Source organism: Tessaracoccus sp. MC1679, assembly GCF_014164775.1.
Lineage (GTDB): Bacteria > Actinomycetota > Actinomycetes > Propionibacteriales > Propionibacteriaceae > Arachnia.
The window spans coordinates 390445-415179 of record NZ_JACJGB010000002.1; the positions used below are offsets into that span (position 1 = coordinate 390445).

The window sequence follows — 24735 nt, forward strand, 5'->3', positions numbered from 1 at the left end:
AGGTCCTCGGCGGGGTGATTCCACGGCCGCGCGCTGTGCCCGCGCCCCCTCACAGACCAACTCACGTCCCCCGCCGCGGCGCTCGTAGGGCTCCCCTGCAGGTGCCGGGAGCCCTGACACGAGGCCCGTGCGGCCCTTGACCACACTCTGGCTCTTGACCGCGAGCCGGTCCCGGCTCGGGTAGTTGAGGCCGCCCGGGCCTCGTCCCACGTCTCCCCGCACTCGTTCGGCCGTGGCGTGGCCGGCCCCGGGCCTGCGCCGACAGGGCGGCCTGGGTTCGGGTCCGTCGCAGGCGGGACGCCAGCCGGGCGATCGTCGGGCTGGGCATCCCTGCGCGCAGCCGCCCTGCCGTCCCACACCCTCACGGACAACTCACGTCGAGCCTCCGGGCGCGTGCCTCTGGCCACTGAGGTGCGAGGAGCGCGAGCGACGAGACGGGACAGCAGTGCGGCGGGCGGTGGGGGCGGGGAGGGTGGAGTGAGACGGTCCTAGACTGGGGGCATGTCCGAACCCAACCGCCTCGATGTGCTGCGCTGCGCAGACCAGGACCGCGAGGTCGTCGCGACGCTGCTCAACACCGCCTACGCCGACGGGCGGCTCACCTTCGACGAGCATGCCGAGCGGATCGCCCGCGCGTACGACGCGAAGACGTTCGGCGACCTCAACTCGCTCACCACAGACCTCGTCGCGTTCGACAGGCCCGCTCCGCCCGCGCCGATGCCCCACTACGCCGCGACACCAGCGCCCCAGCCCACCCCGCACGTTCCCGCCGCCCCGGCCTACGGCGTCCTCACCGCCGGCGCCTTCACCGGCGGCAACTCCTTCATGTCCACCTACAACCCGGGCCGCGTGGCCCTGGTGGGCTCCTCCGTCCAGCTCAACGCCTGGCTGGGCGAGATCCGCCTGGATCTGATCGGGGCGGCCTTCGAACAGCGCGAGGTCACCCTGCACGTCGGCGGCGGCCTGTGCGAGGTGAAGATCCGCGTGCCTGAGGGCGTGGACGTGAACCTGTCGGGGATGAGTCTGATCATGGCCGAATCGAAGGTTCAGGGGTTGATGCCCCGCCCGGACGGCATCCGGATCAATCTGATCGGCACGGTGTTCATGGGCGAGCTGAAGGTGTACGGGCCTGGTATGGACCGCCGCCGCTACGAGCGGTTCATCCGGTGAGCGAGACCCTCTTCGCCCCGCCGGACACGCACTGGCAGCGCCTCTCCCCCAACTATCTCCGGATGAAGCTGATCCTCATCCCCGTGGTGTGGACGCTGATGTTCGTGGCCCCGGCCGTCGTCGCCTTCCTGTTCGGCCCGTCGTGGCTGGGCTGGGCGGTGGTGGCCGTCTGGGCGGCGCTGCTCTCCTGGCGGCTCATCCGCGCTCCGCGCGCCTTCCGACGGTGGGGCTACGCCGAGCGTGACACGGACGTCTACCTCACCAGCGGCCTCTTCTACCGCCGCCTGGTCTGCGTGCCCTACGGCCGGATGCAGCTGGTCCAGCTCCACTCGGGCCCGATCGACCGCCTGTTCAAGCTGGCGACGGTGGAGATGATCACCTCCTCGACGCAGGGCAGCGTGTCCATTCCCGGCCTCGCCCCAGACGATGCGGCGGCGCTGCGCAACCGTCTCATCGAGCGCGGGGAGACCCAGCAGGCCGGGATCTGATGACCGATTTCACCCCAGTGCCCGTCGTCCCGGTCCCGGATGCGCCCCCCAAGGTGGTGGAGCATCCCAGCCCGCTGACCGGTCTGGCGCACAGCGGGATCGTGCTGGCGGCGTCGCTGGTGTTCCTGGTCCGGGAGCTGGACAACGGACTGGCGGACCTGTCGAGGCAGGCGCTTCTCTTCGGCCTCATGGCGCTGGGTGCGGCCCTGGTGGCCGGGGTGTACGGCGTCTTCGCGTGGAAGACCACGGCGTTCATCGTCGACGATGAGGAGTTCCGCGTGGAGCGGGCGTTCATCTCGCGCTCGTCGTCGAGGCTGGACTACACGAAGGTGCAGTCGGTGGACATCGCCCAGCCCCTCGTCGCGCGGCTCCTCGGCCTCGCGAAGGTGCACATCGACGTGGGCGGTGCCGGCGGCCTGACGCTGGCTTTCCTCACGAAGTCGCGGGCCGAATCGCTGCGCGAGCATCTGCTGGCCCGGATGAGCCTGGCCAGGCGCGGACGCGTGCCCGTCTCGACACCCGACGGCATCGAGGCACCAGAGGCCGTTGCGTCATCGACGGCCGGCGACGAGCCGGAAGACCTGATCCACGCCGTCACCCCGGCCACGCTGATCCTGGGCACTGCGGTGTCCTCGCCCGCCGTGGCCGCCCTGCTGGTGGCCGGCCTCGTGGTGGGGATGTCGCTCTGGTCCGAGACGTCGATCACCGCCTTCGGCGCCCTGCTGGCCTTCGGCGGGTGGGCGTGGTCCAACGTGGGCCGCAACTGGGGGTTCCGGATGACGCGTCGGGGGGACACCCTGCGCATCTCCCGGGGGCTCGGGTCCACCACCGCCCAGGGGCTGCGCCCGGACCGGATCCAGGGGGTGGTCATCCACCAGGACCTGCTGCAGCGCCTCACCGGGCTGTACCGGGTGACGGTCACAGTGCTCGGCTACGGAGATCCGGCCGGCGAGGAGAGCGGCTCGTCGAACTCGATCGTGCTCCCGTTCGGGAAATGGCCCGACGTCATGACAGTGCTGCACGCCATCTGGCCGGAGATGAACCTGAACCTGATCCAGCCGACCCCGCAGCCGAACCGGGCGCGCTGGCTCACCCCCTTCTCCCACGCGCAGCACACGTGGGGGGTGGGCGAGGATGTGCTGGTGGCCCATCACGGGCTCATCGAGCACGCGATGTCGATCGTGCCGCACCGACGGATGCAGTCCCTGTCGCTGCACCAGGGCCCCGTCCAGCGGAAGCTGAGGCTCGCCACCATCGCGGTGCACACCACCGACGGGCCGGTGTCGCTGCGCCTGTACCACCTGGATGATTCGGTGGCACGGCGGCTGTTCGACGAGCAGCTGGCCCGTGGCCGGGCGGCCCGTGCCGCTGTCTCGGTAGCCTGATCCGGAAGCCGCTGCCTTCACCGGTGGCGCTCACGCTACGATTTCGCGCATGAGCATCTTCCTGGGTATCGACGTTGGCGGTTCGGGCATCAAGGGCGCGCCCGTTGATCTGGAGCGGGGAGACTTCGCGGCTGACCGCCTGCGGATCCCCACTCCCGAGAAGTCCACCCCGAAGGCCGTCGCCGCCGTGGTCGGCGAGATCATCGAGCACTTCGCGGGAGTCATCGGCGACAACCCGGTGGGCCTGACCATCCCCGCGCCGGTGCTGCACGGGCGGGTGCCGTTCATGGCCAACCTGGACCAGAAGTGGAGCGGGTTCAAGGCCGACGAGTACTTCGAGGACAAGCTGGGCCGCAAGGTGGTCCTCGTCAACGACGCCGACGCCGCGGGTCTCGCCGAGGTGCACTTCGGCGCCGCGAAGGACCACCCGGGCCTGGTCATCCTCACCACGCTGGGCACCGGCATCGGCGCGGCGATCATCTACCGCGGTGTCCTCATCCCGAATGCGGAACTCGGCCACATCGAGCTCGACGGCTACGACGCCGAGAAGCGCGCCGCGTCGTCGATCAAGGACAAGGAGGGGCTCAGCTACGAGGAGTGGGCCACCGAGCGCCTCCAGCCCTACTACAGCCACCTCGAGATGCTGTTCTCCCCGGACCTCTTCGTCACGGGCGGTGGCGTCTCGAAGGACTGGGACAAGTGGGGCCCCCTCCTGAACCTGAAGACCCCCATGGTTCCGGCGAAGCTGCGCAACCGGGCCGGCATCATCGGCGCGGCGCTTGCCGCGAAGGACGCCGTCGAGCACCCCGACGTGCTGTCGATGATCCCGGCGGTGGCAGACGCCAACCCGGCCGACGTGGCAGACACCGAGTAGCCCTCAGACCACACACCAACGCTTCGACGGCGGGCACCCATCAGGGTGGCCCGCCGTCGGGGCGTCACATGCGCTCTGGCGCGTCGATCCCCAGAAGGTGCAGGCCGCGGGCGAGCACCTGCTGCGTGGCCGCGCACAGCGCCAACCGCGAGGAGCGCACGTCGCCCTCGGACCGGAGCACGGGGCACGCCTCGTAGAAGGTGGCCAGCGCGCCGGCCAGGTCGTAGAGGTAGGCGCACAGCTTGTGGGGCTGCAGGGACTGGGCCACCTCGTCGACCACGTCACCGAAGCCGCTCAGCCTGAGGGCCAGCTGCTGCTCGGCCGGCTCGTCGAGGGTGGTCACCGAGCCCCAGCCGATGCCCTCGGCTTCGGCCTTGCGCAGGATCTGGCTGACGCGCGCATGCGCGTACTGCAGGTACGGGCCCGTGTCGCCGGTGGTCTGCACCATGCGCTCGGCGTCGAAGGTGTAGTCCTTCTGCAGGCCGTTGGAGAGGTCGGCGTACTTGATGGCGGCCAGCGCGATGTTGGGGGCGGCCACCTCCTCGGCGGCGTCCAGCAGGGAGCCGAGGGTGGCGGCCGAGCCGTCGCGGGTCTTGAACGGCTTGCCGTCGCGCCCGAGCACCATGCCGTAGCCGACGTGCTGGGCCGTCACGTCGCCGGGGAGGAAGCCGGCCTTGCGGGCGGCGGCGAACATCTGGGCGAAGTGGCCGCCCTGGCGGGCGTCGGTGACGTAGATGATGCGGTCCGCCTTCAGCTCGCGGACCCGACGGCGGATGGCCGCGAGGTCCGTGGTGGCATAGCCGTAGCCGCCGTCGCTCTTCCGGACGATGAGCGGGGCCTCGAAGCCTTCGACGAACACGCACAGCGCGCCGTCGTCGACCACCGCGACCCCGGACTCTTCGAGTTCCTTCACCAGGACCGGGAGGTCGTCGTTGTAGGTGGATTCGCCGGCGAGGTCGTCGTCGGTGAGCAGGATGCCGAGGCGGCGGTAGGCCTCGTTGAAGGCGGGCTTGGAGATCTCGACGAGTTGGCGCCAGATGGCCAGCGACTCCTCGTCGCCGCCCTGGAACACCGACACGCGGGCGCGGGCCCTGGTGGCGAACTCCTCGTCCTCGCGGAAGCGGGCCGCGGCCCGCTTGTAGAGGGCGTCGGCCTCGTCGAGGGTGAGCGCACCGGCATCGATGCCCTCGTCGAGGACCTGCTCGATCAGCATCCCGAATTGCGTGCCCCAGTCTCCGATGTGGTTCTGGGGGATGACGGTGTGGCCGAGGGCGCTGAGGACCCGGTTGAAGCAGTCCCCGATGATGGTGGTGCGCAGGTGCCCGACGTGCATCTGCTTGGCCACGTTGGGGGCCGAGTAGTCGATGACCACGCGCTGCGGGTAGGCCACCGGGTTGAGGCCCCCGTGGGGATCCTCGAGGAGGGCGGTGGCCGCGGCGGCGAGAACGTCGGAGCGCATGCGGAAGTTGATGAAGCCGGGGCCGGCGATGTCCAGCGGCTCGCACAGGTCCTCGACGTCCAGCCGGGCGACGATGTCTGCGGCGACCTCGCGGGGCGGGCGCCCCTCCTTCTTGGCGAGGCGCAGCGCGACGTTGGACTGGAAGTGCCCGAACTGGGGCTTGGTGGCCGGACGCATCTCGGGGTCGACGCCGGTGAGGTCCCGGAGGCGAGTGTCGAGGAGCGCGGGGAGGGATTGCATGGGCGACATTCTCGCATTGACGGCGCGACGGCCCCAAGCCGGCGCCGCCTCGCCGCCTCGCCGCCCACGACGTCACCCGACCCGCGTTCCGCGGGGTTGCGTGGTTGGGGGGTGAGGTCCGGGGCTCCGCACCTCACCCCTCGGCGGGCCGGAGCGGGAGCGCCCGCGCCTCAGTGCAGCGAGTCCACCGCAGCCCTCTCGATCGCGAGACCTGCGCGGTAGCGTTCCATGAAGACGTCGAAGCCCTCCACGTCGGCAGGGACAGGCTGCTCGGTCTCGATCTCGGCGCCGCCGAACACCGACGACGCCAGCCAGTCCGCCAGCGGCCCCTCGCCGGAGCGCTGGAACGCGGCGAGTAGCGCCATGCCCCAGGCGCCGCCCTCCCCCGCGACCTCGCCGACCGAGACCGGCGTGTTCATGGCGGCGGCCAGGAACCGCTGCGCCACACCCTTGGTCTTGAACAGGCCACCATGGGCGAACATCGAGTCAAGCTCCACGCCCTCATCCTTGAGCAGGATGTCCATCCCCACCCGCAGCGCCCCGAGCGCCGCGAACAGGTGGGTGCGCATGAAGTTGGCCAGCGTGAACGAGCTGTGCGGGGTCCGCACGAACATCGGCCGACCCGCCTCCAGGCCGACGACGTGCTCGCCGGCCAGGTAGTTGTAGGCCAACATGCCGCCGCCGTCGGCGTCGCCGTCCAGGGCGGCCGTGTAGAGCGTCTGGAACAGCGCGTTGGTGTCCACCTGAGCGCCGAGCGCCGCGGCGGCCTCGCCGAACAGACCCACCCACGCCTGCAGGTCGACGGCGCCGTTGTTGCAGTGCGCCATGGCGACGAGGTCGCCGGCGGGGGTCGTGACCAGGTCGATCTCCTCGTGGAGGGCCTTCAACGGCCCCTCGAGCACCACCATGGCGAAGATGCTGGTGCCCGCGGACACGTTGGCGGTGCGACGGGCGACGGAGTTGGTGGCCACCATCCCGGTGCCCGCGTCGCCCTCTGCCGGGGCGAACGGGATCCCGGCCCGGAGCCGGCCCGACGGGTCAAGCAGGCGGGCGCCCTCGTCGGTGAGCGCTCCGGCGCTCTGCCCGGCAGGCAGCACGGCGGGGAGGATGTCGGCCAGCTTCCAGCCGTAGCCCCGATCCGCCACGAGGTCGTCGAACTGGGCGAGCATGTCTGTGTCGAACTGGCCGGTGGTGGTGTCGATGGGGAACATGCCGCTCGCATCGCCGACGCCCAGGGAGCGCTCGCCCGTGAGGCGCCAGTGGACGTAGCCGGCCAGTGTGGTCAGGTAATCGATCGAGCCGACATGCTCCTCCGCGCCGAGGAATGCCTGGTAGAGGTGCGCGATGCTCCACCGCTGCGGGATGTTGTGCTGGAACAGTTGCGTGAGGGCGTGGGCCGCCTGGCCCGTGGTGGTGTTCTGCCAGGTCCGGAAGGGCACCAGCAGCTCGCCGGCCGCGTCGAAGGCCATGTAGCCGTGCATCATGGCGGAGAAGCCCATAGAGCCCACCGTCTCCAGCGCGACGCCGTGGCTGGCCTGCACATTCGCCGCCAGGTCCGCATACGCGGCCTGCAGCCCCGCCCAGACCGCGTCGACGTCGTAGGTCCAGAATCCGCCCTCGAGCTTGGACTTCCACTCGTGGCCACCGGTGGCCAGCGGCTGGTGGTCCGGGCCGATGAGGACGGCCTTGATGCGGGTCGAGCCCAGCTCGATGCCGAGCGACGTGTTGCCACTTTCGATGGTGTCGCGCGCGGTCAAGTTTTCCACGATGTAAACCTCCGTTGTTGTACCCGTACCCCATCATTGCCTGCCCAGGCCGGTTCCGCCACGGGGGGCCCCAAAAGGGGCACCCGCCAGCCGGATGGGACCATTCTTCATGGTGTCCTCGGCTGTGGTGGGGGTCCGGTCTGGCACCCTTAGGGCCATGCGAATCTCTGTCATCGGATGCGGATATCTCGGCGCTGTGCACGCGGCCTGCATGGCCGAACTCGGCCACGACGTCGTCGGGCTGGACGTCGACGAGGCGAAGGTGGCACTGCTGGCCCAGGGGAAGCCCTCGTTCCACGAGCCGGACTTCCCCGAGCTGCTTGCCAGGCATGTGGCCTCAGGGCGGCTCCGGTTCACCACCGACCCGGCCCAGATCCGCGACGCTGAGATCCACTTCATCGGCGTCGGCACCCCGCAACTTCAGGGTCGGCTGGGCGCCGACATGACCTACGTCCGGCAGGCGGTGCAGACCATCGTCGAGCACGCCGAGGCGCCCGCCGGGGGCCGGCCGGTGCTGGTGGCCGGGAAGTCGACCGTGCCCGTGGGCACCGCGCAGGAGATCGAGGTGGCGCTGGCGGAGTCCGGCAAGAACCTGCTGCTGGCGTGGAACCCGGAGTTCCTGCGTGAGGGCTACGCGGTGGCGGACACGCTCCACCCCGACCGCCTCGTCTACGGCCTGCCCGACGACCTGGCCCGGGGCGCTGTCGCCAAGGAGATCCTCGACGAGTGCTACGCCGGTCCGCTCACGGAGGGCACCCCGCTGGTGGTGGCCAACTATCCGACCGCCGAGCTGGTCAAGGTGGCGGCGAACTCCTTCCTGGCCACGAAGATCTCCTTCATCAACGCCATGGCCGAGCTGTGCGACGCCACGGGCGGAGACGTCACCAGGCTCGCCGAGGCCATTGGCCACGACGACCGGATCGGGAAGAAGTTCCTCCAGGCCGGCATCGGCTTCGGCGGCGGCTGCCTACCCAAGGACATCCGGGCGTTCATGGCGCGCGCCGGGGAGCTCGGCGTTGACGAGGCCCTCACCTTCCTGCGCGAGGTGGACGCCATCAACCGGCGCCGCCGCGACCATGCTGTCTCGCTCGCGGAGCAGGCCGTCGGCGGGCGTCTGGCCGGCAAGAAGGTGGCTGTCCTGGGCATCACGTTCAAGCCCGACACCGACGACCTGCGCGACTCGCCGGCTCTGGACATCGCGGGACGGTTGTGGTCGCGGGGTGCGGAGCTCGCCGTCGTCGACCCCGCCGCGGGAGATCTGCTCCGCGAACGGCAGCCGGAGCTCAACGTGAGCGACACCGTCGACGAGGCGGTGCGCGACGCCCACGTGGTGATGGTCCTCACCCAGTGGCGGGAGTTCGTGGAGCTTGACCCGGCGGCGCTGGTGTCGCTGCCGGCCTCCCCCAACGTGATCGACGGCCGCAATGTGCTGAACCCGCGCCGATGGAGCGACGCGGGATGGCACTACTACGGGATGGGTCGCGGCGTCTCCATCTGGTGACGCCTCGTCGGGTCGTACGAGCGACGAGGAGGTCTTCGAGGCCGCTGTGCGGGCACCTCAGCCGGCGGGGGTGGGCTGCCCGTAGACGTTCTGGTACCGGTCGAACAGCGAGTCGATCTTCTCCTGCGGAATCGGGATCAGCTCACCCAGCTGGCGGGCGATGTGCACCGTGCGCGCCACCTCTTCGACCATCACCGCCGCCTTGACGGCGTCGCGGGCGTCCTTGCCGATGGTGAACGGGCCGTGGTTCTGCATGAGGACGGCGCGGCTGCGGGAGTCCTTCAACGTCTCGACGATGCCCTGGCCGATCGAGTCGTCCCCGATCAGCGCGAACGGGCCCACGGGGATGTCTCCGCCGAACTCGTCGGCCATCATGGTCAGCACGCACGGCACGGACTCCCCGCGCGCGGCCCACGCCGTCGCATAGGTGGAGTGCGTGTGCACCACGCCGCCGATGTGCTCCAGGTTGCGGTACACGTAGGCGTGGGCGGCGGTGTCACTCGAGGGCTGCAGCTTCTCGGGCGTGCCGTCGTTGATCTTCACGCCGTCGAGCGTGCAGACCACCATCGCATCGGCGGACAGGTCGTCGTAGGACACGCCCGACGGCTTGATCACGAACAGTTCCTGGCCGATCGCGTCGGCGCAGCGGATGCGCTGGCTGACGTTGCCGGCGGTCCAGACCACGAGCTCCCAGCGGGGCAGCTCTGCGTGCAGCTTGGCGACGATCTCGCGGGTGCGCGCCACCTCCTCCTGGACGGCGGCGGGCAGGTCGGTGAGGGTGAGCGTCACGGTTTCCTCCATCGTTGTAAACAGCATGAATTCTAAGCCAGAACCACCTCGCGCGGATGGTTGGTCAAGGCTGAGCCGATCAGGCCTCGACGGCACTCCCGAGCGACGGGTCCGGCGGGTCCTGTTGGGGCCGGCGCGCAGAGAACACGTCCCACTCCATCTTGAGGTTGGCCGCCCACTCGCGGCTCACGCCCTTGAACCAGTTGAGGGGGTAGCGGCGCAGCATCGACGTGTCCCCCACACCCACCGCGTCGACGCCCACCAGCGAGCAGATCGCGATGGCCCGGCCCAGGTGGTAGTCCTGCGTGATGACGGTGAGCTCCCGCACCCCGTACACGTCGCGGGCGCGCACGCAGGAGTCGTAGGTGTCGAACCCAGCGGGGTCCTGCACGATCTTCTCGGCCGGGACGCCCCGCTCAACAAGGTAGTCGCGCATGACGTCGGTCTCGTGATTGGATCGCGCCATGCCGTCACCGCTGACCAGGATGGCCTTGATCCTGCCCTGCTCGTAGAGCCGCTGCGCAAGGTCCAGGCGTGCGGCCAGGAAGGCCGAGGGCCTGTCCCTGTCTGCCTTGGCACCCAGAACGAGACCGACGTCGCGGGCGGGCACCGTCTGGACCGTGGCGGTGCGCCCGTGGGACAGCCAGGCCACCCGCACGCCGCTGACCACCACGGGGACCAGCCCGAGGGTCAGCAGGGCGCCGAGGATCAACGCGGCACGGCGCCGTCTGCCACGCCCCCCGGCCGGCGTCTCAGAGGCGATGATCGCGGTACCAGCGCACGAGCGACTGGGTGGACGGGTCCTGCTTGGCTAGAGCCGCGGCATTGCCCAGCACCGCCGGCGCGATCTCCATGGCCAGCTTCTTGCCCAGCTCGACACCCCACTGATCGAAGGAGTCGATGCCCCACACGATGCCCTGCACGAACGTGATGTGCTCGTACAGCGCGATGAGCTGGCCCACCACAGACGGGGTGAGGGCCGGCGCCATGATGGACGTGGTGGGCTTGTTGCCGGTGAACACCCTGGCCGGCACGATTGCCTCCGGGGTGCCCTCCGCGCGGACCTCGTCGGCCGTCTTACCGAAGGCCAGCGCGGCGGTCTGCGCGAAGAAGTTGGCGAGGAAGAGGCCGTGGACGTCGGTGTCACCGTCGAGGGTGGGGTGCGCCGGGTTGGCCACGGCGATGAAGTCTGCCGGGATGAGGCGGGTGCCCTGATGGATCAGCTGGTAGAAGGCGTGCTGGCCGTTGGTGCCGGGCTCCCCCCAGAAAATCTCGCCGGTGTCGGTGGTGACGGGGGTACCGTCCCAGCGCACCGACTTGCCGTTGGACTCCATGGTGAGCTGCTGCAGGTACGCGGCGAAGCGGTGCAGGTACTGCGCGTACGGCAACACGGCGTGGCTGTGGGCGCCCCAGAAGTTGACGTACCAGACGTTCATGAGGCCCATGAGCAGCGGCACGTTGCGCTCGGGCACCTCGGTGCGGAAGTGGACGTCGACGGCATGGAAGCCCGCAAGGAAGTCGCGGAAGCCCTCCGGGCCGATGGCGATCGCCACGGGCAGGCCGACGGCGGAGTCCACCGAGTAGCGGCCGCCCACCCAGTCCCAGAACCCGAAGGCATTGGCGGGGTCGATACCGAAGGCGGCCACCTTGTCCAGCGCGGTGGAGACCGCCACGAAGTGCTTGGCGATGGCGCCGCGGCGGGCCTCGTCGGAGTCCTCGACGACGCCGGCCTCGGCGAGCCTGGACAGGAACCAGTCGCGAGCCATCCGGGCGTTGGTGAGGGTCTCGAGCGTGGTGAACGTCTTCGAGGCCACGATGAACAAGGTGGTGGTGGGGTCGAGGTCCGCGAGGGTCTCGGCGCAGTCGTTGGGGTCGATGTTGGAGACGAAGCGGCACTCGAGGCCGTCCTGCTTGTAGGGCAGGAGCGCCTCGTAGACCATGACCGGCCCGAGGTCTGAGCCGCCGATGCCGATGTTGACCACAGTTTCGATCCGCTGGCCGGTGACGCCCGTCCACTCGCCGGAGCGGACCTTGTCCGCGAACGCGTACATCCGGTCCAGGACCTCGTGGACGTCGGCCACCACGTCCTGGTCGTCGACGACCAGGCTCGCCTCGCGCGGCAGCCGCAGAGCCGTGTGGAGGACCGAGCGGTTCTCGGTGACGTTGATGCGCTCGCCGTCGAACATGGCGTCGCGGCGGTCAGCCAGGTTGACCTGCTCGGCGAGCCGCAGGAGGGCGGCGACGACGTCCTCGTTGATGAGGTTCTTGGAGAGGTCGATGTGGAGGTCCGCCATGTCGAAGGTGAGCTCGGCGGCCCTGTTGGGGTCCGCCTCGAACCAGCCGCGCAGGTCCGGGAGGAGCGCGTCGTGGAGGATGCGGAGGTCCGCCCAGGCTTCAGTGGTGGTGGCGTCAACCGGAGTGATCATGACCCCAGCCTAGGGGGCCTGCTCCGCCCGCGACCATGGGCCCGGGGTGGGCATTGAGCAAATGGGAGGGTTCAACGCGGAAACAGGGGGTCTTGATCGTTCAAGGGATAGGCGAACCGTGCCATTTGCTCAACGCCCACCCTCCCCCGGGGTCAGCGGACGCTGATGTGGACGTGGTCGTAGTGGTTGGCGCTGACGCTCCCGCGGTCGGAGAAGCTGCGCCACCCGTCGCCGGAGCGCTGTGCGGTCCAGATCTTCTGGGCGTAGAGCACCTCGATGACACCCAGCGACGATGCGTTGGCACGCGCCCACCTGGCGATCTCCCAGCCGGCCTCACCTGAGACCATGACATCGATGGCCTGCCCGGAGCTGTGGTACGAGCCGCTGTCCGCGCGGTAGCCGCCGTAGCTGGTCACTGACGGGAACTCGGCGCACACCGCCCGCAGGACCGCGCGGGTGCGGGAGGTGAGCCCGGACTCGATGCCGGAGGCCGCTGCGCACGCCTCCGTCGAGAATCCGGACGAGCTGCCGCCGGATGCGGCCGCGGTCTTCGAGGGGGCCGCGGCGACCACGGGCTTGGTCTCGGTCAGGAAGCTTTCCTTGATCCAGCCGGACTTCTCCGACCACACCACCTGGCGCCAACCGTCGACGGCCCACTCGGTGATCTGCACGGACCTGCCCTCGCTCAGCGTGGTGCGGGCGTCGTAGCCCACGCCGGGACCGACGCGGAGGTTGACGCCGGCCGTGGTGTAGCGGGTCCCCGCGCCCTCCCGCATGGCGGTGTAGTCCATGGGCTCGGGGCTGGGCGTCTCGACAGCCGCGGGCACGCTCGCGGTCGCGGTCGTCGCCGCTACCTCCGCGGCCGTCGCGCTGGGGATTGTCGAGGCGGTCGGTGTCGCGGACGGGGTCTGCGACGCGGCGGCGCTCGTGGACGCGGAGGGCGTCGGGGAAACGGGGGCGGTGAGCGACGGGCGGGCATAGTTGCGCGACACACCGAACGGGCTGGACGCCGCCAGGCTCGGGTCCGTCAGCTCGAGGCCGGCTTCGGTGCCGGGGAGGGCCATGGCCGCAGCCGCCAGGCCCACCACACCGAGGAAGGTCACCGGCGCCAGCACGCGACGCACCAGGGCACCGCGCGGAGCCGATCCGGCGGCGCGACGGGCGGGCACAGAGCCCGCGACTTCCACCACGTCGCCGTCGTCGCCTGGCATCGTGGCACGTCGCGCTCCAGCCATGCCCACCTCATTCCCTGAGAACTTTAAGAAACCTTAAGATTCATCTCAGGATACGTGTTGACCGGCGAAACGCAAGCCCGCGTTCCGGCGTCGGCCCAGTGGTCGTCCTCAGCAAATCCTCAGCAGTCGGATACGATTCCCCCACCTGATGCAGGAATGGAACCATCGATGCTCCCCACCCCCGTGCGCGCAGCCCTGGCCGCGACCCTCGTGTCGCTCTTCGCGCTCCTGGCACTGCCTGCGCACGCTGCCCCCTCCACCCTGAAGGCGAGTTTTGCGGTCGCGGGTGATGAGGTCGAGATTGCCGGCACCCTCACGTCGGAGGGAGACCCGGTGAAGCGGGCAGACCTGGTGGCCACGATGGACGGGCGTGAGATGGAGTCCGACCGCACCAACAACGACGGCGAGTTCGACATGAACTTCGACCTCCCCGACACGCTGGCCGCCGGTCAGCACGTGGTGGCCGTCGTGTTTGGCGGGTCGCGCGGCGTGGACCCAGCCCGGGCCGAGACCACCATCACAGTGGGCACGCCAGCCGACAACAACGACGATGACGGGAACAACGGCGGCGGAAACGACGGCGACGGAAACGACGGCGGCGCCACGCCGAAGCCCACGCCCACCGCGACACAACCCGGCGCCACCCAGCAGCCGGGCACCGACGGCGGCGGCGCGGCCACTCAGGAGCCCGCCAAGCCGGCCGCGCTGACCCTCACCGCCCAGGCCCCCGGCGGCGCCGTCAACGGCTCGGTGATCACCATCACGGGGCGCCTGACCGACGCCAACGGCAACGGCATCGGCTCCGCCGGCATCAGCGTCGCCGACGCCGGCGGCCAGGTCGACGAGTCCTTCACCGTCACGACCTCAACCGGCGCCTACGAGGCCCTCTATGCGATTCCCGAAGCGCAGCCCGCCGGCACACTCACCCTGACCCTGTCCTTCGCGGGCACGGCACAGCTGAGCGCGGCCAAGGCCCAAGCCGCCATCGCCATCGAGCACACCGTGGTGGCCACGGCGACCCCCACCCCCACGGGCTCACCCACCCCGTCGACCTCTGCCACGCCCACACCGTCGGCCTCGCCCTCACCCTCCGAGGATGACACCACCCCTGCCACGACCCCGACCGATGCCATCGGCCCCGTCTCCTGGTTCCTCGTGGCCTCCGTCGTGGTGGGCGGGTCCGCCCTCATCGCCACGGCGGTCATGGTCTTCCGTGGCGCGAAGGCCTCTCGACTCGGGGACGACGAGGGCACCTCCATCGACTTCCTCGACGACACGCTGAGCCAGACCGAGACGCTGCACGGGATGCTCGGCCCAGATCCGGCCGGCGAGGCGCCCCCGGGCCAGCGCCCTGCACGGGCCATGCCGGAGGATCTCTAGGCCCTACCGGCCATCGCCTTCTCGACGGTGAGGAAGGAGCCGCACCGGTCACGCAGCATGGACAGCGAGCCGCCGCTCACGGCGTCGCCCAGCAGCGCGTTGTCCACGCACGCGGCTGCCGCCCCGGCCTTCCCCCACTCCCCCGCGGCGTAGGCGCCGAGCCCGCCGAGCGGAATCACGCGACCCGCCATCCCCAACTCGGCCAATCGCGGAGCCATGGCGTGCCCGATCACGTCAGCGGGGTACAGGAGCACCCCAGTCGCCGAGGTGTCCAACGCCGCCCGCACCTCCGTCGGCGTCATCGCGCTGAGGTAGCAGGGCAGCTCCAGGGCCGACGCCGCGTCCGCGATCCGCCCTGAGGCCACGTCGCTGAAGACGAAGCGCGCGCCCGCGGCGGAGGCCGCCGTGACCTGGTCCACCGACGCCACCCTGAGCGCCCCCAGCGTGGCGCGCTCGCCGAAGATGGCCACCATGTCGTCAAAGGCGTCCGCCCCCACCGGGAGCGCGAAGAAGGAGAAGCCCTCCTCGATGAGGACCTCCACGACGCCGACGAGGTCGTCGGTTGGGGCGTCGGGCAGACAGACGATGAGGCCGCGGAGGGTGAGCATGGCCCAATTCTGCCCCACCGCCCGCCGCGCGGGATCACGCCTGGCCGCGGCCGCACACCAGGGTCCCGCGCTCCCTAGACTGCGGGCATGTCTGGTCTCCTCACGCGCACGCAACGCCTCGACGAGCTGCCCTACACCCGGAAGCACAACAAGCTCCTCTTCGGCTCCGGCGTCGGATGGGCGCTCGACGCGATGGACATCGGACTGATCTCCTTCATCATGGCCGCGCTGGCCCAGGAGTGGAGCCTCACCGGCGGGGAGCTGTCGCTGCTGGGATCGGTGGGGTTCGTCGGCATGGCGTTCGGCGCCTCGCTCGGAGGGCTGCTCGCGGACCGCATCGGCCGCAGGCAGGTGTTCGCTCTGACCCTGCTCGTCTACGGCGTGGCAACCGGCCTCTCCGCACTCTCCGGCGGGCTGGCCGCGCTGATCATCTTCCGGTTCATCGTCGGCCTCGGCCTGGGCGCCGAGCTGCCGGTGGCCTCCACCCTGGTCAGCGAGTTCGCGCCCCGCAGGATCCGAGGGCGCGTGGTGGTGGCGCTGGAGTCGTTCTGGGCAGTCGGCTGGCTCGCTGCGGCCACCATCGGATTCTTCGTGGTGCCCAACGAGAACGGCTGGCGGTGGGCGTTGGCCTTCGGCGCCGTGCCGGCCGCCTACTCCCTGGTGATCCGCTACGGCCTGCCCGAGTCCGTCCGATTCCTGGAGGGCAAGGGCCGCCACGCCGAGGCCGAGGCCGTCGTCGCGGACTTCGAGCGCGAGGCGGGCGTCACCGTCCCGGAGGACGCGAAGGCCCCCGACGTCACGCTCCAGGCGGTCGTCGTCGACAAGAGCGAGCTGTGGGGGGACAGGTTCAAGCGCCGCACCGTCGCGCTGTGGCTGACCTGGTTCGGCATCAACTTCGCCTACTACGGCGCGTTCATCTGGCTGCCCACGCTGCTCTACGACGGCGGCATGACGCTGGTGAAGTCGTTCGAGTTCACGCTGTACATGACGCTGGCCCAGCTGCCTGGCTACGCGGTCGCGGCGGTGCTGGTGGAGGTGTGGGGCCGCCGGCCCACGCTGGTGACGTTCCTCGGCGGCTCCGTGGTGGGCGCCCTCGCGTTCGGCATGGCCCCCCAGGTGGCCGAATCCGTGGCGCCCGGCTCGGAGTCCGCGGCCTTCGCCATCACGCTGGCGGCCGGCTGCATCCTGTCGTTCTTCAACCTGGGTGCCTGGGGCGCCCTCTACGCCATCACCCCCGAGGTGTACCCGACCGCGATGCGCGCCTCCGGGGCCGGGGCCGCGACGGCCTTCGGCCGGATCGCGGCGATGCTGGCTCCGCTACTGGTCCCGTGGATCGTGGCCGGCTTCGGCCGCCCCGCGCTCTTCGCCCTCTTCGGCGTGATGTTCAGCATGGCGATGGTTGCCGCCTGGTTCCTTCCGGAGTACACCGACCGGGCGCTCGACGAGACCTGACCCATCCGCCGCGGCCCTGTTCACGGCGGCGCCGGCGAGGGCGCCCAAGGCAGCGCCGAGGGTGTTGAAGGCCAGGTCGTGGCCGCTTGCGTCGCGGTCGGTGAAGTACTGAACCGTCTCGATCGCCACCGAGGCCCCCGCCCCGAGCGCCACCCAGACCCACCACCGCACGCGCGGCAGCCAAAGCGAGGCGAAGAAGGCCGACGGGAGCAGCATCAGGGTGTTGAGGACGCCGTCGGTCTGCTCCGGTGTGAGGTCCGCGCCCAACGCCACGGCCCGGCTCCAGATGTCCACCACGAGCCTGTTGATCGTCCAGCCGTCGGCCACGAACACCAGCCATCCGATGGGGACGGCGGGTGCGACGGCGAGCCCGAGGGCCCACCAGCGGCGGCGCGGCGGGCGGCTCACTCCTCTGGGTCGACCTCGGCCACCTCGCCCAACGACCCGTCGAGGTTCGCGGCGTGGTACTCGTCCATGGTGTCCTCGGCGAGGGCCCGCGACAGCTCGGCCAGGCCGTCGTCATCCACGACCACCACCGACTGGCTGCCCACCATGCCCGTGCCGGAAACAGGCGCCTGCAGCATGCCGATCGAACCCGTCCCGGTGAGCCGCATGGACAGCGCGAGATCGGTGACGAACTGGTTGGTCATGCCGTCATCGACGGTCATCGTGTCCGCCATCTGGCCCACCACGTTGGAGAAGGTGACGGGGTTGGCCAGCGTGGCAGGCGTCATGATCTCGCGGATGATGGCCTTGACGACGGTGCGCTGCCGGTAGGCGCGGTCCAGGTCGCCGTTGGGGAGCGGGTAGCGCTCGCGGACGTAGATCAGAGCGCGCTCGCCGTCGAGGTGGATCTCACCCTCCTCGAACCGGGTGCCGGGGTTCTGCTCGGTGGCCCACGGGTTGTAGACGTTGATGCCGCCGACGGAGTCGACGAGTTGGATGAAGCCCTCGAAGTCGATCAGGACCGTGTGATCCATCCGGACCCCGGTGAGTTGCTCCAGGGTGCGGACGGTCAGCTGGGGGCCGCCGAAGGAGTAGGCCCAGTTGATCTTGCCCTTGCCGTGTCCGGGGATGTCCACCCACATGTCGCGGGGGAAGGACACCAGGTAGACGGCCTGCCGGTCGCCGGTGACGTGGGCGATCATGAGGGAGTCGCTTCGGCCCTCCTCGATGTCGCCGCGTGAGTCACTGGCCATGAGGACGAAGTTGAGGGGGGCCGCGGTCTGGGCCTCGCCCGACGCGGCGGGCGCGGGGGTGGCCGCTTCCGGGCGTCCCTCGTAGTCCTGGGGCGTCAGCTGCTGGTCGCGGTCGATGGAGTCCAGGGCCGAGAGGCCCCGGACCGCGTAGTACCCGGCGACGCCCAGCGCGAGCACCAGCACCCCGATGCAGGCCATGAGAAGCGCGAACATGGGGCCGCGGCGGCGCTTGTGCCTAGGCGGGGTGCCGTCGTCCAAGACGTCGAGTCCCTGCTCGTCTGCTGCTCTCTTCATGGGGCCATTGTCCACTGTCGCGGAATGCGGACCAACACGGGCGGGTCCTCGGCCGGATCGCGGGCGGCGGGGTGTTCCTTCTCGACGTGGTCCCGACTACCCTTTCTGCATGCTGGATACCGTGCTGGGCCTGCCTCTCCATCCGCTGGTGGTGCACGCGGTGGTGGTACTCCTGCCGCTCGTCGCGCTGGGTGTGATCGCCCTGGCCGCGGTCCCGAGGTGGCGTCCACGGTTTGCACTGGTGCTGCTCGGCCTGCTGGCTGTGGGGTCGGCTTCGGCGGTGGTGGCGATGCTCGCCGGCAACGCGCTGGCCGAGCGCGTGGGCCTGCCTGCCACGCATCAGACCTGGGGCACGGCGCTGGCGTTCACCTCCGTGGCCTACCTCGTCCTCGCCGGGGGGTGGCTGTGGTGGGTCCACAGTGACGAGGAGGAGCCGACGGCGGCGCAGGGCGCACTGGGGTGGGTCGCGGCGGTGCTGTCGGTGGTGATCCTGGTGCTCACCGTGGGCGCCGGCCATTCGGGCGCGACGGCGGTGTGGGGCGGGGTCGTGGCGTCGCCGGCCGCGACTGTGTCGCCGAGCGCGTCAGCCTCTGTGCCCTCAGTGACGCCGTCAATATCCTCCGCGCCGGCGGTGACCAGCGCCTCCCCTGCGAGCACGCCAGCGCCGGAGCCCAGCTCAACGCCGTCGCGGATCGGCACGCCGCCGGCCACCAGCACGTTCGTGCCCGAGGAGGGCTACTCGATGGCGACGGTCGAGGCGAACAACACGGCGGAGTCGTGCTGGGTGGCGGTCAACGGGTTCGTCTACGACGTGACGGACTGGATCCCGCAGCACCCCGGTGGTCCGGAGCGGATCATCCCGCTCTGCGGAACCGACGCCACGACGGCCTTCGGGACCCAGCACGGCGACGCGGACCTGCCGAACCAGCGACTCAGTCAGTTCCTCCTCGGCCCCCTCGCCTGACGATGGGTCAGGACGCCGCGACCCGCTCCAACGCCGCCTTGAGGCCGGCCCGGACCTCGAGCGCCACGGCTTCCATCTCCGGGTTTCCGGTCAGGGTCACCATCGTCTCCGGGTCGATCGTCTCCACCACCGTGACGCCGGCGCTGTGCCGGACCACCACGTTGCAGGGCAACAGCAACCCGAGCGACGGCTCCACCTGAATGCCGCGGTAGGCGAAGCGCGGGTTGCAGGCGCCGAGGATCACCTGGTCCTCGATGTCGACGTCGATCTTGTTCTTCAGGGTCTTCTTCAGATCGATCTCGGTGAGGATCCCGAACCCGCTCTCGGCGAGCGACTCCTTGATCATGGCCACGGCCTCGTCGAACGGGCGCTCCAGGTCGATTCGCAGTGCATAGCTCATGGGGTGCACCTCCTGAGACAGATCATGCCCGCCCAGCCGCGAACCCGCGGCGGGCGGGCATGATTCGTGCGGGTCAGGCGCGCTGTGCCTCGTCGAGCTGGGCCTCGGCGGCCTGTGCCTCGTCGAGCTGGCGGCGGACGTCGTCCATGTCGAGCGCCTCGATGGCGTCGATGACCTCTTCGAGGGCCTTCGCCGGCAGGGCGCCGGACTGGCGGAACACGAGGATCCCGTCACGGAAGGCCATCAGGGTGGGGATGGCGGAGATCTCCGCGGCGCCGGCGAGCGAGCGCTCGGCCTCGGTGTCCACCTTGCCGAAGCGGACATCGGGGTGGGCGTCGGCGGCCTTCTCGAAGACGGGGGCGAAGGCGCGGCAGGGCATGCACCAGTCGGCCCAGAAGTCGACGAAGGTGATCCCCTCGCTGGTCACGGTGGATTCGAAGTTCTCGGAGGTCAGTTCAAGAGTGGGCATGGGGGTTCCTTTCGAGGGGATTGATCAGCAGGATGCGTGGTCGGTGATGCGCTTGGCGGCGGCCATGCCGTAGCAGGCCAGGAGCACCACCATCGGGAACAGGGTGGCCGGGGCCTGAGCGAGCATGACCGGAGCCAGCAGGGTGGCCGCGGCCGGGATGATCCCGCATGAGCCGCCCGTGAGGTGCTCGCGTGCGGCAACCCCGACAGGCGGAATGTAGGTGGCCAGCGTGACAGCGCCGATCAGCGCGGCCAGCGACAGGCCGATCAGGTCCAGTGCGCCGGGCAGGGCATCAACACCCAGCGCATTCTGACGGGCAGAGATCAAGGCCACGAACAGGGCCGTGGCCGAGGCGAGCGCCGCCACCGTGTGACGCCGCGACCAGGCCGCCCGCCAATAGGCCGGCCCGCTGGCCGCGACCGTCACGTCGCCCAGAACCTGGTGCGTCCGGGGCGCGATGTCGTGTCCTGAAGTACTCACACCACCAGTATGCCATACCCCAGGGGGTATCCAAATCGTCGGTCTGAGGTCATGGCCACCCCGGGGCTGGGACCACCTTGCAGCGTGTGGGACCAAGGACGGTCTACCCTCCCCCAATCCCCACTCAAGAAAGGGGTGCCGTGCGAGGTCCGGATCCCGGGTCTAGCTCGAGGCCACCAGCCCGGTCTCGTAGGCGATGATGACCGCCTGGACCCGGTCCCGCACTCCGAGTTTGGTCAGAATGCTGCCGACGTGGGTCTTGACCGTGGCCGGGGAGACGCCGAGGTGTGACGCAATCTCCGCGTTCGTCAGGCCCCGCGCCACGTGGGCCAGGACGTCGAACTCGCGCTCGGTGAGACTGGCCAGGCGCGGATGTCGACGTATCTGGTCCCTGTCCGCGCTGGGGAGTGGGAGCTGCTGGGCGTACTTCTCCAGGAGTCGCTTGGTGATCCGCGGCGAGAGGACGGCATCGCCGGCGGCGACGGCACGGACGGCTGAGATCATCTCTGCGGGCAGGGCGTCCTTGAGCAGGAATCCACTTGCGCCCGCCCGCAACGCCGCGTAGACGTACTCGTCCAGGTCGAACGTGGTGAGGATCAGCACTCGCGAGGCAGGGACCTGTTCGGTGATCAACGCGGTGGCCTGGATCCCGTCGCGTCCCGGCATCTGCACGTCAAGGAGGACAACGTCTGGACCGAGCTGGTGGGCGAGGGCGACCGCGGTGTCGCCGTCACCAGCTTCACCTACCACCTCGAGATCCTGCTGCGACTCCAGCACAAGACGGAAACCCATCCGGACGAGCGCCTGGTCGTCGACCAGCAGCACCCGGATGGGGTTGGGGACGGGACGTGATGCGGGGTCGGAATGGTCGTTCATCAGCTCTCCTCCTCGTAGTGCAGCGTGGTGGTGACCTGCCAGCCTGCCGACGTTGGCCCTGTGGTCACCGTCCCACGGAAGGCGGCCGCCCTCTCCCGGATCCCCGCCAGGCCGTACCCGGCACCGGTGGGCTCCGTCTCGCCGCGGCCCCGTGCATTGACGACCACGATCGTCACATGATCCTGCGCCCTGTCCAGACGAACCTGGACGCGTCCGCTGTCAGGGGCATGCCGCAGCACGTTGGTGAGGCACTCCTGGACAACCCTGAAGACCGCGTGGCGGAGGTGCGGGTCCTTCGGGAGCGCCGGACCCCGCTCCACGAGAACGACCGGCAACCCTGCCTTGTCGAACGTCTCCACCAGGGCGGGAAGAGTGTCAGCGGCCGGTCGCTCGTGGGCGGTGCCCGCCGCGTCAGCCCCCGGCGGAGCGGGCTGCTCGTCGCGCAGCAGGCCGACGATGCGCCTCATGTCGGCCAATGCCGCCCGGCCCGTGCTGCTGAGTTCGTCCAGGGCCTCGCGCGCCCGGTCCGGGCGGTTGTCGAAGGACGCGGCTGCACCGTGGGCGAGAGCCACCATCACCGCCACCGAGTGCGCGACGACGTCGTGCATCTCCCGGGCCATCCGCGTGCGCTCGGCCGCCGCGGCCAGCTGCTCGCGCTGCTCCTGCTCGAGCGCGAGTTGCCGGGCCCGCTCCTCCAGGGCAGCCACCTGTCCCCGGTGCCCCCTCACGGTGAGCCCCAGCGCGAGGGCAACGACCGTGACCAGCACCAGTCCCACCATCGTGGTCAGCAAAAGCTCCGACGAGCCTGGAGGCTCAGCGCCGACGGGTGGCCGCAGCCTCGCCAGGTAGGTCACGAATGCCGCCCCGAGGGCGGCCGCCCACGTTGCCCAGGTCACGGCAGGTGGGCGTTGCGTCGCGACGCCGTAGACCGCGAAGGCCACGCCGAGCTCCGAGGCAACCGGATCACCGGTGACGACCGCTGTCACCACGAGCACCGCGACACTCACCGCGAGCACGACCAGCGGGGCGCGACGGCGGAACAGGAGGGCCGCCGACTGGATGACGGATCCGGCCACCGCGACCGTCAACTCAGTGGCGGACAGGTCGACCCCGGGCGCGGTGCTGGTCACGGCGGCCAGCACCAGCAGCGTGCCGGCGCTCAGCAGGTCCATCCGTCGCGGGGAGGCGGTCAGCCAGGCGCGCGCCCGCGCCGTCGTCGGGCTGGACGCCGTCGATTCGGTCATGACAAGCCTTGCGGTGGGTGCGGGTCGATTCGGGAGCTGTCCCCAACCATCCTCTCAGACCCTTCCGGGGCGGGCGGGGTCCGACGGGGAACCGGCCTGGAGGGGTACCCCCGTCAAGCCCGCGTCCACCTCCAGGTGGAGACCCTGGCCCGGGAGGCGTAGGTGCGGCCGGGTGAAGCACGGCCCCCGGGGCGATGTGTGCCGCGGGCCATCGCCGTAGCGTCGAAGTACACGGTGGCCGCCCCCTGCGCCACCCGGTTCCACGAAGGAGAATGATGATCGAAGCGCGAGGGCTCACCAAACGCTACGGGGACAAGACGGCTGTCGACGGTGTGTCGTTCCAGGTGCGGCCGGGGACGGTGACCGGCTTCCTGGGCCCCAACGGCGCGGGCAAATCAACCACGATGCGCATGATCGTGGGCCTCGACCGGCCGACGGCGGGTTCAGTCACCGTCAACGGCAAGCCCTACGCCGCCCACGCGGCTCCGCTGCGGGAGGTGGGGGTGCTGCTCGACGCCAGAGCCGTGGACACCGCCCGAAGCGCCTACCACCACCTGCGCGCCATGGCCGCCACCCACGCCATCCCGTCACGTCGCGTCCGCGAGGTGATCGGGATGACCGGGCTCGACGCCGTGGCCGACAAGCGGGTGGGCGGGTTCTCCCTGGGCATGGGTCAGAGGCTGGGGATCGCCGCCGCCCTGCTGGGCGACCCGGAGACGCTCATCCTCGACGAGCCGGTCAACGGACTCGACCCCGAGGGCGTGAAGTGGGTCCGCACGATGGTGCGGCAACTGGCAGCTGAAGGACGGACGGTCTTCATCTCGTCGCACCTGATGAGCGAGATGTCCCAGACCGCCGATGAACTCCTCGTGATCGGCCGCGGGAGGATCATCGCCTCCGGCCCCATCCGCGACGTGATCGCCTCGGCAACCCAGACAGTCGTCCGGGTGGTCGCCCCTCGCGGGGCGAGCGTCGCAGAACTCCTCGCCACGAACGGGGCGACCGTCACCACACTGGGGCCCACCCAGTTGTCCGTCGAGGGGCTGAGTTGCGCGCAGATCGGCGACCTCGCCGCAGGTCAGGGACTGGCCCTGCACGAACTGACACCCCAACATCCCTCACTCGAGGACGCCTACCTCTCCCTCACCCGCGACGAGGTCGAGTACCAGACAACGACCACGAAGGAACTCCGATGAACACCGACCTCATCAGCCGCTCCGATTCCACCTCACGGGTGCCGGTCAAACCGGTCTCGTTCATCCGGGTGCTGCACTCGGAGTGGATCAAGATGTGGAGCTTGCGCTCCACCTACTGGACGGTGGCCGCCACGCTGGTGGCCATGTTGCTGATGGCCGTCCTGACGGGGTTCGCCGCCACGATGACCGAGGGCGACGGGGGCCCGGACGGGCGGATGGCGATCGGCATGGGCTACACGTTCGCCCAGGTCGTCGTCGCTGTGCTCGGAGTGTTGACGATCACCGGCGAGTACGGCACCGGCATGATCCGCTCCACGTTCGCCGCGGTCCCCACCAGGCTCTCAGCGCTCGGAGCCAAGGCGGTTCTCGTGGCCGTCGTCGGATTTCTCCTGGGGATCGCCGGCGTCACGGTGTCCTACCTGGCCAGCTACCCACTGCTCGGCGCTGACGGCGCAGCTCCCCTCACCGACCCGGAGGTCCAGAGGATCTTCTGGGGAAGCGGGCTGTACCTCGCGGGGGTGGGGCTGCTCGGGCTGGGAATCGGGGCCATCATCCGGCGCACCGCGGGCGCGTTGACGCTCACGCTCGCCGTCCTGCTGATGCTCACCAGCCTGTGGCAGCTGCTGATGATGACGTCGGACTGGTTCATTGCGAGCTACCCGTACCTGCCCGCGATCGCCGGGGAGAGGATCGTCGCGCCCGAGGTCACCGCCGTCGTCGACGGCGCGCCTCAGGCGCTGGGTCCCTGGGCTGGCTTCGGCGTCTTCATGGCCTACATCGCCGTAACGTTCGTCATCGCGGGATTCCTGCTCCGCAGACGCGACGCCTGAGGAGCCAGGC

General features: G+C 70.1%; 23 protein-coding genes and 1 pseudogene. 10 read left to right on the forward strand and 14 right to left on the reverse strand.

What is annotated here, in order from left to right:
- Positions 1-501: 501 nt before the first annotated feature.
- From H5398_RS05045 to ppgK, 4 genes are read left to right on the forward strand one after another with little or no spacing between them, the layout of a single operon-like run.
- Complete coding sequence (locus H5398_RS05045) at positions 502-1170, forward strand: DUF1707 domain-containing protein (protein ID WP_182799219.1); 669 nt, start codon at positions 502-504, stop codon at positions 1168-1170.
- A complete protein-coding gene (locus H5398_RS05050) occupies positions 1167-1658 on the forward strand; it encodes a PH domain-containing protein (RefSeq protein ID WP_182781947.1) in 492 nt (163 codons plus the stop codon). Before H5398_RS05045 ends, H5398_RS05050 begins: the two co-directional genes overlap by 4 nt.
- Positions 1658-3043, forward strand: a complete 1386-nt coding sequence (locus H5398_RS05055) for a PH domain-containing protein (protein ID WP_182799220.1) — start codon at positions 1658-1660, stop codon at positions 3041-3043. The genes H5398_RS05050 and H5398_RS05055 overlap by 1 nt, the downstream gene beginning before the upstream one ends.
- Before the next feature lie 49 nt (positions 3044-3092).
- Entirely contained in the window at positions 3093-3917 is an 825-nt protein-coding gene (gene ppgK / locus H5398_RS05060; protein ID WP_182799221.1) for a polyphosphate--glucose phosphotransferase, read from the forward strand.
- A 64-nt stretch (positions 3918-3981) separates the two neighbouring features.
- On the opposite strand, the gene argS is transcribed toward ppgK, so the two are convergent.
- On the reverse strand, positions 3982-5616 hold the full coding sequence (gene argS / locus H5398_RS05065) for an arginine--tRNA ligase (RefSeq protein WP_182799222.1): 1635 nt from the start codon (positions 5614-5616) through the stop codon (positions 3982-3984).
- 170 nt (positions 5617-5786) lie between these two features.
- The gene (locus H5398_RS05070; protein WP_182799223.1) at positions 5787-7382 is read right to left on the reverse strand and encodes an FGGY-family carbohydrate kinase; all 1596 of its coding nucleotides are present in this window, start codon (positions 7380-7382) and stop codon (positions 5787-5789) included.
- Positions 7383-7539: 157 nt separating this feature from the next.
- Between H5398_RS05070 and H5398_RS05075 the strand changes: the two genes are divergently transcribed.
- Positions 7540-8883, forward strand: a complete 1344-nt coding sequence (locus H5398_RS05075) for a UDP-glucose/GDP-mannose dehydrogenase family protein (RefSeq protein ID WP_182799224.1) — start codon at positions 7540-7542, stop codon at positions 8881-8883.
- 57 nt (positions 8884-8940) lie between these two features.
- Here the strand turns inward: H5398_RS05075 and H5398_RS05080 are convergent, their stop codons facing one another.
- The 4 genes from H5398_RS05080 to H5398_RS05095 all read right to left on the reverse strand — a co-directional run bounded on the left by H5398_RS05080 (position 8941) and on the right by H5398_RS05095 (position 13333).
- Positions 8941-9651 carry an L-ribulose-5-phosphate 4-epimerase gene (locus H5398_RS05080; protein ID WP_255443571.1) on the reverse strand — a complete coding sequence of 237 codons (711 nt, stop codon included), beginning with the start codon at positions 9649-9651 and terminating at the stop codon, positions 8941-8943.
- Positions 9652-9751: 100 nt separating this feature from the next.
- Positions 9752-10384: a vancomycin high temperature exclusion protein gene (locus H5398_RS05085; RefSeq protein ID WP_182799225.1), complete on the reverse strand. Its 633-nt coding sequence runs from the start codon at positions 10382-10384 to the stop codon at positions 9752-9754.
- Between the two features lie 40 nt (positions 10385-10424).
- A complete protein-coding gene (pgi, locus tag H5398_RS05090) occupies positions 10425-12098 on the reverse strand; it encodes a glucose-6-phosphate isomerase (RefSeq protein ID WP_182783354.1) in 1674 nt (557 codons plus the stop codon).
- 152 nt (positions 12099-12250) lie between these two features.
- Positions 12251-13333 carry an SH3 domain-containing protein gene (locus H5398_RS05095; RefSeq protein WP_182799226.1) on the reverse strand — a complete coding sequence of 361 codons (1083 nt, stop codon included), beginning with the start codon at positions 13331-13333 and terminating at the stop codon, positions 12251-12253.
- Positions 13334-13501: 168 nt separating this feature from the next.
- On the opposite strand from H5398_RS05095, the gene H5398_RS05100 reads away from it, so the two are divergent.
- On the forward strand, positions 13502-14713 hold the full coding sequence (locus H5398_RS05100) for a carboxypeptidase-like regulatory domain-containing protein (RefSeq protein ID WP_182799227.1): 1212 nt from the start codon (positions 13502-13504) through the stop codon (positions 14711-14713).
- Here the strand turns inward: H5398_RS05100 and H5398_RS05105 are convergent.
- A complete protein-coding gene (locus H5398_RS05105; protein WP_182799228.1) occupies positions 14710-15321 on the reverse strand; it encodes a hypothetical protein in 612 nt (203 codons plus the stop codon). The two genes, H5398_RS05100 and H5398_RS05105, sit on opposite strands and share 4 nt — an antisense overlap.
- 87 nt (positions 15322-15408) lie before the next feature.
- On the opposite strand from H5398_RS05105, the gene H5398_RS05110 reads away from it, so the two are divergent.
- Positions 15409-16773: an MFS transporter gene (locus H5398_RS05110; protein WP_182799229.1), complete on the forward strand. Its 1365-nt coding sequence runs from the start codon at positions 15409-15411 to the stop codon at positions 16771-16773.
- A 45-nt stretch (positions 16774-16818) separates the two neighbouring features.
- Here H5398_RS05110 and H5398_RS17705 read toward each other — a convergent pair.
- Together H5398_RS17705 and H5398_RS05115 are read right to left on the reverse strand one after the other, a co-directional pair.
- Positions 16819-17181: pseudogene (locus H5398_RS17705) on the reverse strand (VanZ family protein); the annotation flags it as partial.
- Positions 17178-18266, reverse strand: coding sequence for an LCP family protein (locus tag H5398_RS05115; RefSeq protein WP_182799230.1), 1089 nt, complete (start codon positions 18264-18266; stop codon positions 17178-17180). The gene H5398_RS05115 and the pseudogene H5398_RS17705, both read right to left, overlap by 4 nt.
- A gap of 109 nt (positions 18267-18375) precedes the next feature.
- Here H5398_RS05115 and H5398_RS05120 point away from each other — a divergent pair, with 109 nt between their 5' ends.
- On the forward strand, positions 18376-19230 hold the full coding sequence (locus H5398_RS05120) for a cytochrome b5-like heme/steroid binding domain-containing protein (protein WP_182783348.1): 855 nt from the start codon (positions 18376-18378) through the stop codon (positions 19228-19230).
- A gap of 7 nt (positions 19231-19237) precedes the next feature.
- Here the strand turns inward: H5398_RS05120 and H5398_RS05125 are convergent, their stop codons facing one another.
- From H5398_RS05125 to H5398_RS05145, 5 genes are all read right to left on the reverse strand, one after another.
- Positions 19238-19630, reverse strand: coding sequence for a DUF302 domain-containing protein (locus tag H5398_RS05125; protein ID WP_182783347.1), 393 nt, complete (start codon positions 19628-19630; stop codon positions 19238-19240).
- Positions 19631-19703: 73 nt separating this feature from the next.
- Positions 19704-20099: a thioredoxin gene (trxA, locus tag H5398_RS05130; RefSeq protein WP_182783346.1), complete on the reverse strand. Its 396-nt coding sequence runs from the start codon at positions 20097-20099 to the stop codon at positions 19704-19706.
- Between the two features lie 24 nt (positions 20100-20123).
- Positions 20124-20579, reverse strand: a complete 456-nt coding sequence (locus H5398_RS05135) for a hypothetical protein (protein ID WP_182783345.1) — start codon at positions 20577-20579, stop codon at positions 20124-20126.
- Between the two features lie 162 nt (positions 20580-20741).
- Positions 20742-21455 (reverse strand): response regulator transcription factor, encoded by a 714-nt coding sequence (locus tag H5398_RS05140; RefSeq protein WP_182799231.1) that lies wholly within the window; start codon positions 21453-21455, stop codon positions 20742-20744.
- The gene (locus tag H5398_RS05145) at positions 21455-22699 is read right to left on the reverse strand and encodes a sensor histidine kinase (RefSeq protein WP_182799232.1); all 1245 of its coding nucleotides are present in this window, start codon (positions 22697-22699) and stop codon (positions 21455-21457) included. Before H5398_RS05145 ends, H5398_RS05140 begins: the two co-directional genes overlap by 1 nt.
- Before the next feature lie 275 nt (positions 22700-22974).
- Between H5398_RS05145 and H5398_RS05150 the strand changes: the two genes are divergently transcribed.
- Positions 22975-23895 (forward strand): ABC transporter ATP-binding protein, encoded by a 921-nt coding sequence (locus tag H5398_RS05150; RefSeq protein ID WP_182799233.1) that lies wholly within the window; start codon positions 22975-22977, stop codon positions 23893-23895.
- Positions 23892-24725, forward strand: coding sequence for an ABC transporter permease (locus H5398_RS05155; RefSeq protein ID WP_182799234.1), 834 nt, complete (start codon positions 23892-23894; stop codon positions 24723-24725). Before H5398_RS05150 ends, H5398_RS05155 begins: the two co-directional genes overlap by 4 nt.
- Positions 24726-24735 lie beyond the last annotated feature (10 nt).